The following is a 17,135-nucleotide window of genomic DNA, read 5'->3' as shown; positions in this document are numbered from 1 at the left end:
GCGCGGATGATGGCTTGCGGTAAGGAGCGGTCGGGTGCGCACAGTCTGGACGATATTCACGCGCGATCTCAGGCGTATCCTGCGCAACCCCGTCGCGCTCGTGGTCACGCTCGGCGTGGCCATCATCCCGTCGCTGTACGCATGGTTCAACATCCTCGCCAACTGGGACCCGTACTCGGCCACCGGCAACCTGCAGGTCGCCATTGCCAACGAGGACAAGGGCACCAAATCCGACCTCGTCGGCAGCCTCAATGCAGGCAAGCAGGTCGTCTCGCAGCTGAAGAAGAACTCGTCGCTCGGCTGGCGGTTCGTCGACGAGGAGCAGGCGATTTCCGGCGTGCAGTCGGGCGAATACTACGCGGCCATCGTCCTGCCCAAGGACTTCAGCGAAAGCCTCGTCAACTCGGTCACCGGATCATCCAAGCGGCCGAGCATCAAGTACTACGTCAACGAGAAAAAGAACGCGACCGCGCCGAAAATCACCGACACCGGCGCTACGACGATCGACACACAGATCAACGCCACGTTCGTCTCCACCGTCGCGAACACCGTCGCCAAAGCCGTATCCGCGGCCGGCGGCGAACTCGACAAGACCACGAATCAGACACAAACCGGCGCGATCAACGATCTTGACACGGTGCTGGCCAGCCTGCGCGACACGCAAAACGCGCTCGACTCCATGCAGTCCACGCTCGCAACCACCAAATCTGCGCTCGACAAGGCCAAAGGCAACACGGCCACGCTCCGGCAAGCCATCGCCGCCGCGCAGAAGGCGTCCAAGCAATCCGGCACGCTGCTCGCCGAAGCGCAGAAGAGCACGCAAACGTTCTCAACCACGCTCACCGGCGCGCTCGATGACGGCTCGCTCCAGCTCGCGGGCGTCGCCGCCAGTGCGAACGCGGCCGCCGGCAGCGTCACCGGCACGTTCAACACCGCCCAAATCGCAGTTGACTCGATCTACGACAACGTGAGCAAACCGCTCGACAACACCGCGGCCGCGCTCACGAACCTTAAAAAGGCGCTCAACGCGGCCGGCATCGACCAAGACACCAGCGACCCGCTCGGCAAACGCATCTGGAGCCAGATCGACACGGTCGACGGCGTCATCACCACGCAGCAAAGCCAGCTCGACACGTTCCGCAAGGACTCCACGCAGTTCATCACCTCCGGCAAAAACGCGACGAGCAGCCTGTCCGGCGCGGTCGGCAGCGCGTCCAGCGGCGGTCTCGCCGCCATCGCGGCCACGCGCAGCTCGCTCACCGGCACGGTCATACCCAGCCTGAGCGCCTCGCTCGACAGCTTCGCCACGCTCAACGGCACCCTGAACGGCACGCTCGTCTCGCTGAACTCCACGCTCGACCAGGCCGACGGTCTGTTCAACCAGCTGGGCACCACAATCGACCAGACCAAAACCACGCTGTCCGGCACGCAGGAATCCCTGAACCAGCTCGCCACGGACGTCGAAACCGTGCGCGCGGACATCGGCGCGCTCGACAGCTCCGCCGCATACAAGAAAATCCGTGACACCCTGCACCTCGACGACAAGGAATTCGGCGAGTTTATGAGCTCGCCCGTCAGCCTCGACGAAAAGATCGTGTATCCGGTCGACAACTACGGTTCCGCCGTCACGCCGTTCTACACGAACCTCGCGCTGTGGGTCGGCGGCTTCGTGCTCATCGCCATCTACAAGCTCGAAGTGGACCGCGAGGGGCTTGAGAAGCTCGGCCGCATCTCCGCCTCGCAGGCGTACCTCGGCCGCTGGCTGCTGCTGCTTGTTGTCGGATTCCTGCAGGCGCTCATCGCCACGGTCGGCGACATCGCGCTCGGCATTCAGATGACCCATCCGGTCCTGTTCATCCTCGCCGGACTGTTCTGCTCGTTCGTCTACATCAACATCATCTACGCGCTGGCCGTCGCGTTCCGCCACATCGGCAAGGCGGTCGCGGTCGTGCTCGTCATCATGCAGATCCCGGGCGCGTCCGGCCTGTACCCGATCGAAATGATGCCCGACTTCTTCCGCAAGCTGCACCCGTGGCTGCCGTTCACGTACGGCATCAACGCGATGCGCGGGCCGATCGCCGGCACGTACGCGAACCATTACTGGCTCGACATGGGCCATCTGGCACTGTACCTGCCGGCCGCGCTGTTCGTCGGCCTCGTCGTGCGCCGCTACGCGATGAACCTCAACGCGCTGTTCGACCGCCGACTCGGCGACACGGACCTGATGATCACCGAACACAATTCGATGGTCAACGAACGCGTGAGCCTCAACGCGCTGTTCGGCCGCGTCGAGGAGGGCAGCGAACTGCACGCGATGGTCAAGCGGCGTGCGCACCGGTTCTTCATGCGCTATCCGAAGCTCATCATCTCCGGCCTCGCGCTGCTCGCGGTGCTGCCGTTCATCTTCCTCGTGCTGCTGTTCGTGCTCACCAACAAAATCGCCATGCTCACCGCGTGGATCGCCTCGATCATCCTGATCGACACGTATCTGATCGTTGTCGAATACACGCGCGAAAGCTACGCGCGACAGCTCGGCGTGAGCGCGATGAGCGCCGACGAATTCCGCAACGTGATGCTCAACGGCTACGTGTGGCTGCGGCCGGGCGGGCGCGGCGGCGCAGGCCGTCACGCGAAACATGCGCCGTGGCGCGTGCCGAACGCGGACGTCGCGCTCGACGACAGTCCGGACATCGGCGAAGTGACGGAGGAGCTGCCGGCGTTCCATTCGGCGGACGCGGCGGACGCTGGTACGACGGGCGAAACAGGCCGTGCGACGACGGAAGGAGACGCACGATGAGGAACATCTGGCGCATCTTCGTACGCGACGTCCGCCAGTCGACGCGCAACGTGATCGCGATCATCGTCGCGATGGGACTCGTGATCGTGCCGTCGCTGTACGCGTGGTACAACATCGCCGCAAGCTGGGATCCGTACGGCAACACGAAATCGCTCAAAGTCGCCGTCGCGAACGTCGACAAGGGCTACAAGTCGGACCTGATGCCGGTCAAGATCAACGTGGGCGAGACGGTGACGAGCGCGCTGCGCGCCAACCACCAGCTCGACTGGCAGTTCGTCGACAAGGCGCAGGCTATCGACGGCGTGAACTCGGGCGAATACTATGCGGCGCTCATCATTCCGAAAAGCTTCAGCGCGGACATGATGACCGTCTTCTCCCCCAACATCAAGCACGCGAAGCTCGAATACTACCTCAACGAAAAAGTCAACCCGATCGCCCCGCACATCACCGACGCGGGCGCGACCACCGTGGCCACCACCATCGACCAGACGTTCGTGAAAACCGTGGGCGAAGTCGCGCTCGACCTCGCCTCTAGCGTCATGGACTACGCGCAAAGCCCGCAGGTCGGCCAGTACGTGGACAACGCGACCGGGCACATCGGCACGCTCGCTTCGCAGCTGACCTCCACGGCCAAGCAGGTCGACTCGTATTCGGCGCTGCTCGGCGCGGCCGGCAGCATCATCGACTCCACCGACAAGCTGCTCGGCTCGGTCAAATCGAGCGGTGACTCGGCCAAAACGGCCATATCGCAAGGAAAATCCGGACTGTCGAGTCTGGAGAAGGCGCTGTCCGGCGCGTCCGGCGGCGTGAGCGAGGCGCTCAAGCAGGCGGCCGGATCGTACGACGACATCGAACGGCAGGTCGACGCGGCGTTCACCGACATCGACTCGCAGGCCGGGCAGGTCGCCGACAAGCTCACCGACATGCAGGGCAAGGTGCAGAAGCAGTCCGACGCGTTCGGATCGTACGCGTCCGCGCTGCGCACGCTCGCCGACGAGACGGACGAGACGCTGCTGCCGGACGTCAAAGGCGCGCTCAACCGCGCCGCCGATCGCGCTGAATCCGCGCAGACCAAGCTCGCCGATGCGGCCGACGCGTTGGGTGACGCAGCGACCCGCATCAACGACGGTACGGCCGACGCGGCAACCGTGCGTACGGAGCTCAAGCAGAAGATCGCTGACGCGAAGACGACTGTCACCGACGCGTCCGACACGTACCGCACCACGCTCAAACCGCAGCTCGACGCGCTCTCGTCGTCCGTGAGCGACGTGGCCGCGCAGATCGGCAGCGTGTCGAACGGGCTGAACGACACGATCAACGACGTGTCCGGCCTGTCCGGCGGCATCGCCACGCAAATCGGCGACATCCAATCCACGCTCGGCAAGGCGTCCGCCGCGCTCAACAAGTCCGCGGCGAAACTCACGACGCTCAAGGACAAGCTCACGTCGCTGGCCAGCGGCGGCAGCATCGACCTGTCGCAGCTCACCGACGCCGACCCGGACGCGATCGCCACGCTCATCTCCGCGCCGGTCGCGCTCGACCGCACGGCCGTGTACCCGATCGCCAACTACGGTTCGGCCATGGCCCCGTTCTACACGATCCTGTCCATCTGGGTGGGCGCGATCATTCTCGTGGCCATGCTCAAGGTGACGATCTCCGACCACGAGAAGGCCCGCATTCTCGGACTCGGCAACTCGCTGCCGCTCGGCGAGGAAATGGGCCTGCGCGACGCGATCGTGGCCGGGCGCGCGGCCGGGCCGGTGGCGGCGCTCGACGTGCTCATGAAACCGCGCGCCGAATCCCCCGGCAACGCGCGTCGGTTCGGCCTGCGCCTGCACGAGGAGTATTTCGGCCGGTACATGCTGTTTGGCGTGCTCGCGCTGCTGCAAAGCACGCTGCTGTGCCTCGGCGACCTGCTGTACCTCGGCATCCAGTGCGAGCACCCGTTCCTGTTCCTGCTCACCGGCTGGCTCGCGTCGATCGTGTTCTCGAACCTCATCTACACGCTCACCGTCTCGTTCGGCGACATCGGCAAGGCCATCGCCGTGGTACTGCTCGTCATGCAGGTGGCCGGCTCGGGCGGCACGTTCCCGATCGAAACCCTGCCGCCGTTCTTCCAGGCCGTTTCGCACTGGCTGCTGTTCCCGTATGCGGTGGATGCGATGCATTCCGCGATGGCGGGCGCCTACGGCATGGAATACTGGGTGGCGATGGGCAAACTGGCCCTGTTCCTCGTCCCGTCCCTGCTGCTCGGCTTGGTGCTGCGCAAGCCGGTGATCCGCCTCAACGACTGGATCATCCGCAACCTCGAAAGCACCAAGGTGATGTGACGGTTGGCGGGGCCGGCTGAACGGCCGTCAGCCGAAAGGCTTCCAGGTGACGGTGCCGTTGTTGATGCCCCAGCCGTTGGCGGCCAGGCAGGACTGGGCCGAGACGTTGGTGAAATCGAGCGTGGTGTCGCCTGATTGCTGCAGGTACCGTTCCTTGTCCTGCTGGTATTGGCGTTTGGTGTAGGTCCTGTCGACCGCGTCGGAGCGTATCAGGCAGTCCACCACCGACTGGTCGCCGTCGTTCAGCAGCTCCGGGTTGCCGACCTGTATGGAATACACGCCGGTGACATAGAGCGCGGTGTCGGTGAAGCAGCGGTCGTAGTCGTCGGAGAATTTCGACCGCTGATCGTCCGTTGACTTGCCGCCGTCGATCGTCGCCTGCATGTATATGCCGTTCGAGTATTTGACCAGCACCGGCGCGGCATATCCGCTGTCGACCATGCATTGCTTGTAGTCTGACCATGCCTGCTCGTAGTCGGCGGCGGACACTTCGCCGTCATGCTCCAGCGCGCGTTCCAGCATGGCGCGCTGCGTATCGGACATCTTTTGTTCAGCCTTTGCGTCGTCCTTCAGCAGCGAATCGACGTATTCGGACAGTGACGACGCAAATCCGCCCGCCGGCTGGGAGGAACGAACCTCCGCATCGCTGGACGACGTTGCGCCGTCGTCGCCGCCGGCGTTTGCACCGGCGTTTGGATCGGAGGAACAACCGGCGCAGACAAGAAGCAGCCATATCAGCATTGCCGTTGCGCCTGCAGCGATTCGTTTGCCACGCGTCATATCCGTTCCCCCGATCCGTGATACCTGATTTTCTTATACGAAAAACGGTGCTGGGCAATCGCAGCCTTATGTCGTCGGGTCCCACAGCTCATCCGACTGGTTCGACAGCGTGCTGCCGTTGGCTGCAAGACAACCACGAACCGACATGTCATCGAAATTCAATACCGTTTCGCCTTTGCCTCGATTATTGAAATCCTTCTGGTACTGATCGGCGTCGTATTCCTTGGAAACCAGATTGTTCTTATGCAGGCAGTCCACGATCGCCTGATCGAGATCCTGCCACAGTGAGGGATTGCCCACCTGCATGCCGTATACGGCGTCCACTCCCACGGTGTACAGATTCGAGCATTCGATCACGTCCTGCATGACCTGCTTATGCTGCTGCTCGGTCAAGCCGCCGAGATTCATTCCCGAATTGTCGATAATTCCGTTGGGAAAATGATTCAGCACTGGCTTCGACCATCCGCGGTCCATGATGCATTGCGAGTAGTCGCTCCATGATCGCTCGTAATCGGAAGTGGATATTTTGCCGTCGTTGTTCAATGCGCGCTTGAGCATTTCCAGTTGGGAATCCGCCATCGGATACGTGGCTTTGTCGTTTTCCTGAAGCAGCTGTTCGATATAGTCCGACCGCGACGAAGCGATTCTGGCGCCGCCGGCACTGGTTTCATTGGTTGCAGCCTGCTTCGCATCCTGTGCGTCGGAGCAGGCAGCCGTTGCGGAGACGACAACAAGCACGAATGCAACGGACAATATGCGGAGACGCTTTCTCATAATCTCTCTGACGCTCATGGCCGTGTCCCCTCGTCTCGACTAAGTGCAACTCAGCGCTGGGTGCAAGTCCGACATTGCTGCGCCCGGCGAGAGCATGTCTCCGGGTCTGCTTCCAGCGTACGGCTGGATGGCGGTGTCGGCCGCCAAAATAAGCGAAAACAGTACATATGTACTGCAAAACAGTACAACGTGCGGCGTGTCCCGTCGGAATACTGCCAGCAGCAAGAAGGAGTGCGTAGATCGGCGGCGGTATGCAAACGATGCCAATGTTGGTGATACACTAGCGTCATTGGTATTTTCGACGGCCTGAGCAGGGAAGTGGTCGGCATGGATTGCAAAGGTTTGCTTGCCATTGTGGACAACGATCCGATGGTACTTCGACTACTGCGATCGGAACTGCGCAAAGCACTCCCCCAATGCCCCGTCATCTGGACCGAGGAAAACGGGACCCTCGCCGTCGCCCGCACACAAAACCCCGCAACATGCCCCGACTTGCTCCTGCTCGACATGTCGCTGGCCGGAATCCAAGGGCCAACCGTCTGCCGCCAAATCCGCATCTCCGGCAGCAAGCCGGCAGTCCTCGCCATCACGTCGTTCTCGCTCTCCTACTACGCCGAACGCATCGCGGACGCCGGCGCGCAGGGCATCATCGCCAAGCACGCCAGCATGCAGGACATTGCGCGGGCCATCACCGACATTCTCGACCCGAATATCGGCCACTACGCCAACACCGAGGTCGACGTGCCGTTCGAAACCGCCGCAGCCGCCCACGCGCGGGTCAAGCTCGCCAAACCATCCGGCCTGGCGCTGCTGACCCCCGCGGAAAGCCAAGTGGTCGACATGGCGGCGCACGGCGAATCCTCCCAGCGCATCGCCGCAACGCTCGGCAAATCAAAAGGCACCGTCGACACGCTGTTCCGCCGCGCCATCGACAAAACCAAGTCGAACGGCCGACTCGACCTCATCCTTGCGTGGCTCCGCGAGCGCGGCGGCGAACAGTAGACGCAAAAACCGCCGGTTGGAACGCATGTTGCCCAATTTCGGGCGTCTGATCGTTGGGTAGCATGGTGGCATGAACGTGAAACTGATCGACGAAGCCGACTACGCGTCGACTATGGAACGCACGATCCTGCCGGCCCTCGCGCAATGCCGCGTCGAAGGGTGGATGGAACCGGCCGAGGTGGACGGATTGCCGTCGCTGCCTGCTCCCGGATCGGCCGGTGCGTCCTGCGAGCGTGACGCGTCCGGCGTCGGCAACGGCACTGGCAACGACGAACTGGCCGCCCACGCCGGCAAGCTGCACTATGTGTGCTACGACTCGGCCAAATTCGACGCGCTGCGCGAGGACGGCGCGACCGGCATCTTCCGCGGCGCGATCGTGATCTCGCACGGATTCACCGAATTCACGCGCAAATACGCTGAACTCATCTGGTACTTCCTGCTGTCCGGCTATTCGGTGTGCATGATGGAGCATCGCGGCCACGGCTACTCCGCGCGCGACGTCGACCAGAACTGGCTCGTGTGGATCGACGACTGGCATCGCTACGTGGCCGATCTCGCGAAATTCGCGGACACGATCGGCAAGCAGTACGCCGACGGGCAGCCGCTCAACCTGTTCTGCCATTCGATGGGCGGCGGCATCGGTGCGGCCGTGCTCGAACAGCATCCCACCCTCTTCGACAAGGCCGTGCTCTCCTGCCCGATGATCGCGCCCGCCACCGGCATACCGAACTGGCTGGCCCGCGCGCTCGCCGAAGTGATGTGCGGCGTGGGCCTCGGCCGTCACGCCGTGTTCGGCCAGGGGCCGTTCGAGCCGACGTTCAAGCCGGAGGATCATCCCGGCGCGTCCGACGCGCGCGTGCGCTGGTTCCACCGGTGCCGCTGCGACGACGCGCATTACCAGACCAACGCGGCCGCGTTCGAATGGGTTCGTCAGGCGCTGCGCCTGTCGCACGCCGTGCTGCGGCCGAGCGCCTGCGCGAACATCGAAACGCCGATCCTGCTGTTTCAGGCCGGGCGCGACGTGTGGGTACTCAACGAGCCGCAGAACCGGTTCGTCGAACGCGTCAGGGAAGGCGGCGGCAACATTCAGCTCGTGCGGTTCCCCGATTCGCTGCACGAGATCTTCAGCATGCCGAACGGCACGATCGCCCCGTATCTCAAGCAGATCCTCGACTTCTACGGTTCGTCCGAAATCGCCGTCGCCGACTGAGCTGCGCGGTGGTGCCGGCCGGTGACGGCGTGGCGCAGCGCGCAGGTTACTAAGCTACCTATCGTTTTGCGCTCGATTCAATGCAGGATCGGGCCGGCCGTACGACGCGCAGCGCGCGCAATGCGCGGCGAGCGGCGAACAGGGCAGAGCGACGAAAGGACGAGCATGACGACCTACGACTTCACCACGATCATGGACCGCCACGGCAAGGACGCCATCGCGGTCGACGGTCTCGGCCAGGACCCGGGTTTCGCGCCGGAACCGCCCAAGCCCGGCTTCGACGTGATCCCGATGTGGGTCGCCGACATGAACTTTCCGACCGTGCCGACCATCACCGAAGCGATCATCGAACGCGCGAAGCACCCCGCGTTCGGCTATTTCACGCCGACCGACGAATACTACGACGCGATCATCGACTGGCAGCGCGACCGCAACGGCGTGACCGGACTCGCCAAGGAGCACATCGGCTACGAAAACGGCGTACTGGGCGGCGTCATCTCCACGCTCACGTCGTTCGCCGCACCCGGCGACGCGGTGCTGCTGCACAGCCCGACCTACATCGGCTTCACGCACTGCATCGAAAACAACGGCTACCGCATCGTCCACAGCCCGCTCAAACGCGACGCCGACGGCGTGTGGCGCATGGACTTCGACGACATGGACCGGCGCATCAAAGCGAACAACATACACGTCGCCGTGTTCTGCAGCCCGCACAACCCGACCGGCCGCGTATGGGAACGTTGGGAGATCGAACACGCGATGGAGGTGTACCAAGCGAACGATTGCGTCGTGATCTCCGACGAAATCTGGTCCGACATCATCCTCGCCGGCCACAAGCACATCCCCACGCAGTCGGTCAGCGACGACGCGCGCAACCGCACGGCCGCGTTCTACGCGCCGAGCAAGACGTTCAACCTCGCCGGACTCGTTGGCAGCTACCACATCATCTACAGCAAGTATCTGCGCGACCGCATCGTCGCCAAGGGCACCAAGCCGCACTACAACGACATGAACGTGCTGTCGATGCACGCGCTCATCGGCGCGTACAAGCCGGAGGGCCGCGTCTGGTGCGACGAACTGCGCGAGACGATCACTGCGAACGTTGACTATGCATACGATTACATCACGTCGCACTTCGACGGCGTGACGCTCGCCAAGCCGCAGGGCACGTACATGCTGTTCCTCGACTGCTCGCAGTGGTGCGCACGCCACGGCGTGACGCTGTCCGCACTGGAAAAGCGCGGCTGGGATGTGGGCGTCGCCTGGCAGGACGGCACGATGTTCAAAGTCCCGAACACGATCCGCATGAACCTCGCGCTGCCGCTCAGCCGCGTGCAGGAGGCCATGCGCCGCCTGAGCGAATACGTGTTCGTCGACTGAGTGCGACGGCGACCGAGCGACTAACGTGACTGATATGCCTGACATGCAAAAACGCAATATCCGCGATGCCGATCTCGCCGATGGCGCCGACCGCCGTGCCGATCGTCGTGCGGGCCAGTCCGGCAAGACCGGCGGAACCGGCGCGGCCAAACCGTCCCCGACTTTCGAACGTACGCCGAAAGACCTGCTCGTCGGCGCGGCGCTCGTGCTCGTCGGCGGCATCATGTGGGGCACGAACGCGACCATTTCCAAAATGCTCATGGGCACGTACCACGCCGACCCGCTGTGGATCGCATGCGTGCGCGAACTGCTCGCCGGCGCCATGTTCATCGCCTTCGCGGCCGTCTCACCGAAACAGCGTCCGCTGCTCGTCGGCGCGCTGCGCGAACGCCGGTCGTACCCGCAGCTCATCGCAAGTGCGCTTGTGTGCGTGCTGCTCGTGCAGGTCGCCTATCTGTGTTCGATCAACGCGACGAACGCGGGCACGGCGACCGTGCTGCAATCATTGAACCTGCTGTTCGTGCTGGCGTACGTGTGCCTGCGCGGCCGTCGGCTGCCGAACATGCGCGAGGGCGTCGGCGTCGCGCTCGCGTTCGCCGGAGTCGTGCTGCTGGCGACCGGCGGCGACCTGTCGACGTTGAAACTGCCGCCGATCGGCCTGTTCTGGGGGCTCGTGAACGCGTTCGCGACCGCCGCGATGGCGATCATGCCGATCAAGCTGATCGCGCGGTGGGGCAACATGACGGTGAACGGGATCATGTTCGTGATTTCCGGCATCGTGCTGCTGCCGATCGTGCGGCCGTGGGTCACCGCGCCGCAGCTCGACTGGTTCGGCCTGCTGCTCATGGCGTACACGGTGGTCATCGGCACGTTCGGCGCGTTCGGCCTGTACCTGGCCGGCATGATGCGCGTCGGGTCGATGCGCGCGACGATGCTCGGCACGAGCGAGCCGGTCGCCGCGACCGTCACGTCCGTGGCATGGACCGGCGAGGTCTTCTCCCCCGCCGATTTCGCCGGCTTCGCCATGATCCTCGCCATGGTCTTCCTCGTGCGCTGACCGAACGGAATCGCGCTATCGCGCGATGCTGGTGTTGCTATGCGCGACTGTGCGCTGCGGTGTGAACGAGCCGGAAATGGTTACTGGGCGCGCATGTCAGGGCTGTACTGCTTGCGCACCGCCTCGCCGCTGATGTTCATGAGTTTGCCGATGGCGTTCCACGATTCGCCGCGTCGGCGCAGCTCATCCACGATGATGCGCGTCTGGCGTTTATTTTCCTGCTCGAAGACCTGCTTCTGGTAGACGAGCCGCTTGAGCCTGGCACCGGGATTGGGATCGTCGGATACATCCACCGGTTCGGGGTAGTCCTGCGATTCCATCTCCTCGCCGATCCGTTCGCCGAGCCGTTCATAGTACGCCCGGTCGAATGGCGATGCGCCGTCCTGCCTGTCGGTTTGCGCTACTGCCATTGGTCACCTCCGAATCGCGTTCCAATACCGTACTTGGTAGCTGTGCCGTGCCGGCATAGCGTGGCAGATCATGATCCTGCCGGTGTCGGCTCCGTAAGGAGCTTCGAAGTAACCGATTTCGTATAACCGGTTGCCTTGCGGATCCGGGCCGACCACCATGTAGGTCGGCGGATCGCGGCGTGCATTCACCCCGACATCTTCGCCGTGCGCATATGCGTGCAGAATCACGTCATCCGGCACGGGCGGAATGATGATTCCCTTGGAGGAATGCGGTTTACGCGCACTGTTGAGGATGATCGGCTGTTCATTATCATAGCTCATGTCGCAACCTTGGTTGTCGTTTGTATGGTCGTATGGCTATATGCGTCGCGATGATCGGTCATTCCGGCTCCTTCGTCGATGGCTTGCGCGCGATGTGCCAAAGCGTAGGCATGTGCATGGTTTGCAGGCAAGCCGTACCGGGGGATGTGGTCGAATGGTCCGAGTTATCCACATTCGGAGTGTCTATCCACAATTTTTGTGGATAGTTTTGGGATGCGGCGACGTTGTTGGCGACGAAACGTAATGGATTGTTCACCATGCGTTCAGGTGTTGGCGGTTGCGGGGATGAACCGGTATTCCACAATGGTGTTATGAGTGGAATATGCGAGGGCTCGCAGGACAACGTAGTGAATGATGGGGGTCGCGGGAAGGGCCGCGAGCGGCGTTGCGATGCCCGCCGCGCGCCCGGCGTGATGACGGCGGTGCGCCGCGCGTTTGCGGCGGCGGTCGTCACCGTGGCTTCGCTTGGCATGCTGGCCGCCTGCTCGGTCTCGTTCAACGGCAACGGTGCGAACGGCGCCGATTCCGACAAGGTGCAGACGTTCGAGCCGTCCAAGGGCAAAGCCGAAGCCACGCTGAACATCGCGTCCGGCTCGGAGAACAAGGAAGTCGCCGACGCTATCCAGCAGGCCGTCGACGATTCGGGCGTGGCCGTGACCATGAACTACATGGGTTCGCTCGATATCATGTCCGCGCTCAAGAATGGTGGCGACAAATACGACGCGGTTTGGCCGGCCTCGTCCATGTGGATTTCGATGGGCGACACCAAGCACATCGTCAAGGACGCGGCCAGCACGTCCACCACGCCGATTGTGTTCGGCATCGCCAAATCCAAGGCCGAACAGCTCGGCTGGGCGGACGCGAGCGGCAAAACGAAGCCGGTCAAAACCGCCGACATCCTCGCCGCCGTGTCGTCCGGCAAACTCAAGTTCTCGATGACGTCGGCCACGCAGTCGAATTCCGGCGCGTCCGCGTACCTCGCGTTCATGACCGCGCTCACCGGCCGCGACGAACCGCTCACCGCCGCCGACCTCAACGACGCGAAGCTCACGGGCCAGGTCGCCGCGCTGCTCAAGGGCGTGGACCGTTCGTCCGGCTCGTCCGACTGGCTCAAGGACATGGTCGTCGCCAATCCCGACCGCTTCGATTCGATGGTCAACTACGAGTCGCTGGTGATCCAGGCCGACAAGCAGCTGGAGAAGGCCGGCCATGATCCGCTTGTCGCGATCTATCCGGCCGACGGCATCGCCGTGTCCGACTCGCCGCTCGGCTACGTCGATCGCGGGCAGAACCTCGACGATGCGTTCGCGAAATTCCAGAAAGCGTTGTCATCCAAGGATTCCAAGCTGCTGTTCGAACGCGCCGGCCGCCGCACCGGTCTCGGCGGCACGCTCGCGTACGGCAGCGATAACGCGGTCAAGCAGTCGTTCCGCGCCGAATGGGGCATCGATACCAGTGCGGACACGCTGAAAACCATCGCATTGCCCGCCGCCAGCGTGATCGACCAGGCGCTCACCGTGTACCAGACGAAACTGCGCAAGCCCAGCTACACGATCTGGGTCGTCGACTACTCCGGTTCCATGAGCGGCGACGGCAAGGACGGTGTCGTCAACGGCCTCACCTCGGCGCTCGATCCGACCAAATCTGCCCGCTACCACATCGAACCGTCGAGTGAGGACGTCAACGTGCTCATTCCGTTCTCGTCAGCCGCCGAAACGCCCGTCACCGCGCACGGCACCGACACCGGCGACCTGCTCAAGCAGGCCCAGGACCGCGCCGCGACCGGCGGCACGAACATCTACGACGGCCTGAGCTCGGCGCTCAGCGTGCTGCCGAGCAATCTCGACGACTACACGACCGCGATCGTGCTCATGACCGACGGCCAGTCCGAAACGTTCGACAAGTCGTCGTTCGAAAGCCGCTACCATTCGTCCGGCCGCGATCTGCCGATCTTCTCGATCATGTTCGGCGACGCCGATCCGGCCCAGCTCAACGAACTCGCCAAACTGAGCAACGCGAAGGTGTTCGACGGCCGCAGCGGCGACCTTGCGGCCGTGTTCCGTCAAGTCAAGGGATTCAACTGATGATCGGCGTGATTGCGGGATTCGTGATCGGGCTCGGTTTGGCCGGCCTTGCGTTCTGGCTGGCCGGCGGCGGGCTGATCGGACTCGGATTGGGCACGGTGTGCGCTGTGCTCGGCTACGTCGCCGGATCGACGCTGCTGCAGCCGGAACGCCGGCTCGGCAAGGTCGTCGTGTCTGCGCTGCCGAACGGGCAGAAAGCCGCGGCCGCGATCGACGACGCGAACACGATGCTCAACCGCATCGGCATGCTCGCGCGGCAGGTGCGTGACCCGCAGGTGCGTTCCGAAGCCGACGATTTCATCGCCGCGACCCGCGATCTGACGCGCTATGTGAGCACCGACACGGGCGCGTACGCGACGCTGCGGCACTACACGAACGTGTACGGCGACCAGACCGCCAAACTGCTCAAATCGTACGTTGACGTCGAACAGTCCGGCGCGCGCGACCAGCTGGCAGTCGCGCAGCGGGAGACCGTCGAGGCGCTGCAGGTGCTCGAACGCACGGCTGCGGGCGAACTGTCGCGCGCGGTGTCGTCCAAAACGCTCGGCATCGCCGCCGATTCCGAAGCGATCCAACGACTCGCAAGCATGGACGGCTATGCGACGCCGGACGAGCATGACGGCGGCACGGGGGCGGACGCAGAAACGGGGAAGAGGAAGCCATGAAACCGACCAAAGCGAAAATCATCGGACTGATCGCGCTGCTCGCGGTCGTCGCCATCATCGGCGGCACGCTCGTCTGGCGTCAGGCCCAGCCCAAGCCGGTCGAAATCCAGCAGGTCAACGGCTATCTCGGCGGCGAGAAAATCGGCCTGTTCGACGACGACAAGTTCGCCGCGCTGGCGGAACAGTCCGGGCTCAAAGTCAACTATCGCAAGGCCGGATCGCTCGCCATGATGGACGCCGACCGCAAGGGCATGGACTATCTGTTCCCGTCGTCGCGCGCCGCCGTCGAATACGGCAAGGCGCAAGGCGTGGACACGTCGAACTCGGACATCGTGTTCAACTCGCCGATCGTGATCTACACGCACAAGGCCGTCGCCGACGCGCTCACTGGCAGCGGCATCGTCAGCAAGGACGGCGGCGCGTATCACATGGACATGGCCAAGGCCGTCGACGCGATGGTCAACAACAAAACGTGGGCCGACGTCGGTTACAAAAACGGCTACGGACAGTTCCGCATCGACTCGACCGACCCGGTCAAATCGAACTCCGGCAACGAATACGCGGCGCTCGTCGCGACCGTGCTCAACGGCGGCCAGCCGGCCACCGTCGACTCGGTGTCGCGCGACACCGACAAGATCCGCGCGATCTTCGCAAAATCCGGCTGGATGGAAACCAGTTCTGAAGACAGCTTCAACCAATTCCTCACGCTCGGCGTCGGTTCCAAACCCATGATGATCGGCTACGAATCGCAGCTGCTCGACCTCGCGGTGAACCAGCCGGACGCGTTCAAGCAGGTTAAGGACGACGTGGTGATGATGTACCCCACGCCGACCGTGTGGAGCACCCACACGTTCATCGCGCTCGACGACAAGGGACAGCAGCTGCTGAAACTCCTCAAATCCAAGGACGTGCAGAAGCTCGCCTGGGAGCGCCACGGCTTCCGCGCCGCCAACTTCGCCGGCACCGACTCCATCAAGCGGTTCAACGTGCCCGGCACGCTCGAACAGGTGACCGCCGTGACTGAACTGCCCAACAACACGGCCATGCAGGCCATCATCAAACTGCTCGACTCGACCCGGGGGTAACTGGGGGAACCGGCAACCGGGCAACGAAAAGGCAACGAAAGAAAGGAAACTAACCATGACCAAGCAGATCACGCTCGCCGACCTGGCCGGCGGTAACAGCGCAACCGCATCGTCCGCGTCCGTCGCAACCACGCTCGCCGATCCGAACGGCTCGCTCGTGCCGACCGCCGACCAGGCCAAGGCCGAAGCCGCGCTCACGCCCGACCAGCAGATCGCCAAACTGCCGCCCGCGGACCAGCAGCAGATCGCCCAGCTCGCCGGCAACATCGACTTTACGCGCGATGGCATCGAATCGTCGTACGGCAAGGACGTGCAGCGCGCCACCTCCACGTTCGCCGACGAAATCCTCTCCGAAACGCGCTCCAAGGACACTGGCGAGGCCGGCGACCTGCTCGCGACCATGCTCACCACCATCGACGAGGCCGAACTCGGCGGCTTCCGCAAGATTCCGATCCTCGGCCAGGTCGCCGTGTCCATCGACAAATTGCGCCGCCGCTACCAGAAAGTCGACGCGCAGATCGACGAGATCATCACCAAACTCGAAAAGGCGCAGGCCAAGCTCGTCGCCGACATCTCCATGTACAACACCATGTACGAGCAGAACGCGCAGCAGTACCGCGAACTCAAGCTCACCGTGCTCGCCGGCAAGAAGGCGCTCGCCGACTTCAACGCGAACCAGCTGCCCGCGCTGGAGGCCGAGGCGGCCAAGAGCGGCGACGCGATGCAGGCGCAGGTGCTCAAAGACTTCAAGTCGAAGCTCGACCGGTTCGCCAAGCGGCTCGACGACCTCGACCGCGTGAGCGTCGTCACGCTGCAGACCGCGCCGCAGATCAAGATCATCCAGAACGCCGATCAGACCATCGTCGACAAGATCGACACGACCATCTCCACCACGATCCCCGTGTGGAAGTCGCAGATGGTGATCGCTCTCGGCCTGTCGAACCAGCGGGCCGCGCTCGACCTGCAGAACAAGGCCGACGACGTGACCAACAAGCTGCTCTCGCGCAACGCCGAGGCGCTGCACCGCGGGGCCGTGGACGCCGAGAAGGCGAACCAGCGGTCGGTGATCGAGATCGACACGTTGGAGAAGATCAACTCCGAGCTCATCGCCACGCTGCGCGAAACCGTGCAGATCCAGAAGGAAGGCAAGGCGAACCGCGAGGCCGCGCAGGTCAAGATGCGGCAGATCGAGTCCGACCTCAAGGCCGCGCTCATCGACAACGCGCGGCAGATGTGAGCG

General features: G+C 63.5%; 14 protein-coding genes. 10 read left to right on the top strand and 4 right to left on the bottom strand.

The annotated features are described in order from the left end of the window. Positions 1–34: 34 nt before the first annotated feature. Together BBIA_RS10870 and BBIA_RS10865 are read left to right on the top strand one after the other, a co-directional pair. On the top strand, positions 35–2,797 hold the full coding sequence (locus BBIA_RS10870; RefSeq protein WP_033492753.1) for a YhgE/Pip domain-containing protein: 2,763 nt from the start codon (positions 35–37) through the stop codon (positions 2,795–2,797). Continuing rightward, positions 2,794–5,127, top strand: a complete 2,334-nt coding sequence (locus BBIA_RS10865) for a YhgE/Pip domain-containing protein (protein ID WP_033492751.1) — start codon at positions 2,794–2,796, stop codon at positions 5,125–5,127. The genes BBIA_RS10870 and BBIA_RS10865 overlap by 4 nt, the downstream gene beginning before the upstream one ends. Before the next feature lie 27 nt (positions 5,128–5,154). On the opposite strand, the gene BBIA_RS10860 is transcribed toward BBIA_RS10865, so the two are convergent. Together BBIA_RS10860 and BBIA_RS10855 are read right to left on the bottom strand one after the other, a co-directional pair. After that, positions 5,155–5,868 carry a hypothetical protein gene (locus BBIA_RS10860; RefSeq protein ID WP_033492749.1) on the bottom strand — a complete coding sequence of 238 codons (714 nt, stop codon included), beginning with the start codon at positions 5,866–5,868 and terminating at the stop codon, positions 5,155–5,157. 105 nt (positions 5,869–5,973) lie between these two features. Then, positions 5,974–6,699, bottom strand: coding sequence for a hypothetical protein (locus tag BBIA_RS10855; protein WP_152600488.1), 726 nt, complete (start codon positions 6,697–6,699; stop codon positions 5,974–5,976). Between the two features lie 309 nt (positions 6,700–7,008). Between BBIA_RS10855 and BBIA_RS13520 the strand changes: the two genes are divergently transcribed. The 4 genes from BBIA_RS13520 (at position 7,009) to BBIA_RS10835 (ending at position 11,330) form a co-directional block, all read left to right on the top strand. Continuing rightward, the gene (locus BBIA_RS13520) at positions 7,009–7,683 is read left to right on the top strand and encodes a DNA-binding response regulator (protein ID WP_051923996.1); all 675 of its coding nucleotides are present in this window, start codon (positions 7,009–7,011) and stop codon (positions 7,681–7,683) included. 70 nt (positions 7,684–7,753) lie between these two features. Then, positions 7,754–8,893, top strand: a complete 1,140-nt coding sequence (locus BBIA_RS10845; protein ID WP_033492745.1) for an alpha/beta fold hydrolase — start codon at positions 7,754–7,756, stop codon at positions 8,891–8,893. Positions 8,894–9,058: 165 nt separating this feature from the next. Next, a complete protein-coding gene (locus BBIA_RS10840; RefSeq protein ID WP_033492744.1) occupies positions 9,059–10,273 on the top strand; it encodes a MalY/PatB family protein in 1,215 nt (404 codons plus the stop codon). A 34-nt stretch (positions 10,274–10,307) separates the two neighbouring features. Continuing rightward, positions 10,308–11,330 (top strand): DMT family transporter, encoded by a 1,023-nt coding sequence (locus BBIA_RS10835; RefSeq protein ID WP_238548507.1) that lies wholly within the window; start codon positions 10,308–10,310, stop codon positions 11,328–11,330. A gap of 80 nt (positions 11,331–11,410) precedes the next feature. On the opposite strand, the gene BBIA_RS10830 is transcribed toward BBIA_RS10835, so the two are convergent. Together BBIA_RS10830 and BBIA_RS10825 are read right to left on the bottom strand one after the other, a co-directional pair. Next, positions 11,411–11,740, bottom strand: a complete 330-nt coding sequence (locus BBIA_RS10830) for a hypothetical protein (protein ID WP_033492742.1) — start codon at positions 11,738–11,740, stop codon at positions 11,411–11,413. Between the two features lie 3 nt (positions 11,741–11,743). Then, a complete protein-coding gene (locus BBIA_RS10825; protein WP_033492740.1) occupies positions 11,744–12,061 on the bottom strand; it encodes a hypothetical protein in 318 nt (105 codons plus the stop codon). Between the two features lie 311 nt (positions 12,062–12,372). Between BBIA_RS10825 and BBIA_RS10820 the strand changes: the two genes are divergently transcribed. From BBIA_RS10820 to BBIA_RS10805, 4 genes are read left to right on the top strand one after another with little or no spacing between them, the layout of a single operon-like run. Then, on the top strand, positions 12,373–14,145 hold the full coding sequence (locus BBIA_RS10820; RefSeq protein ID WP_238548506.1) for a vWA domain-containing protein: 1,773 nt from the start codon (positions 12,373–12,375) through the stop codon (positions 14,143–14,145). Beyond that, positions 14,145–14,810: a 5-bromo-4-chloroindolyl phosphate hydrolysis family protein gene (locus BBIA_RS14560; RefSeq protein WP_238548505.1), complete on the top strand. Its 666-nt coding sequence runs from the start codon at positions 14,145–14,147 to the stop codon at positions 14,808–14,810. Before BBIA_RS10820 ends, BBIA_RS14560 begins: the two co-directional genes overlap by 1 nt. Further along, a complete protein-coding gene (locus tag BBIA_RS13935; protein ID WP_033492738.1) occupies positions 14,807–15,895 on the top strand; it encodes a substrate-binding domain-containing protein in 1,089 nt (362 codons plus the stop codon). Before BBIA_RS14560 ends, BBIA_RS13935 begins: the two co-directional genes overlap by 4 nt. A 55-nt stretch (positions 15,896–15,950) precedes the next feature. Next, a complete protein-coding gene (locus BBIA_RS10805; protein WP_238548504.1) occupies positions 15,951–17,132 on the top strand; it encodes a toxic anion resistance protein in 1,182 nt (393 codons plus the stop codon). Positions 17,133–17,135: the final 3 nt, after the last annotated feature.

The organism is Bifidobacterium biavatii DSM 23969, assembly GCF_000741165.1.
Lineage (GTDB): Bacteria > Actinomycetota > Actinomycetes > Actinomycetales > Bifidobacteriaceae > Bifidobacterium > Bifidobacterium biavatii.
Note: the sequence above shows the minus strand (reverse complement) of the source record. Positions and strands in the feature narration are given on the sequence as shown.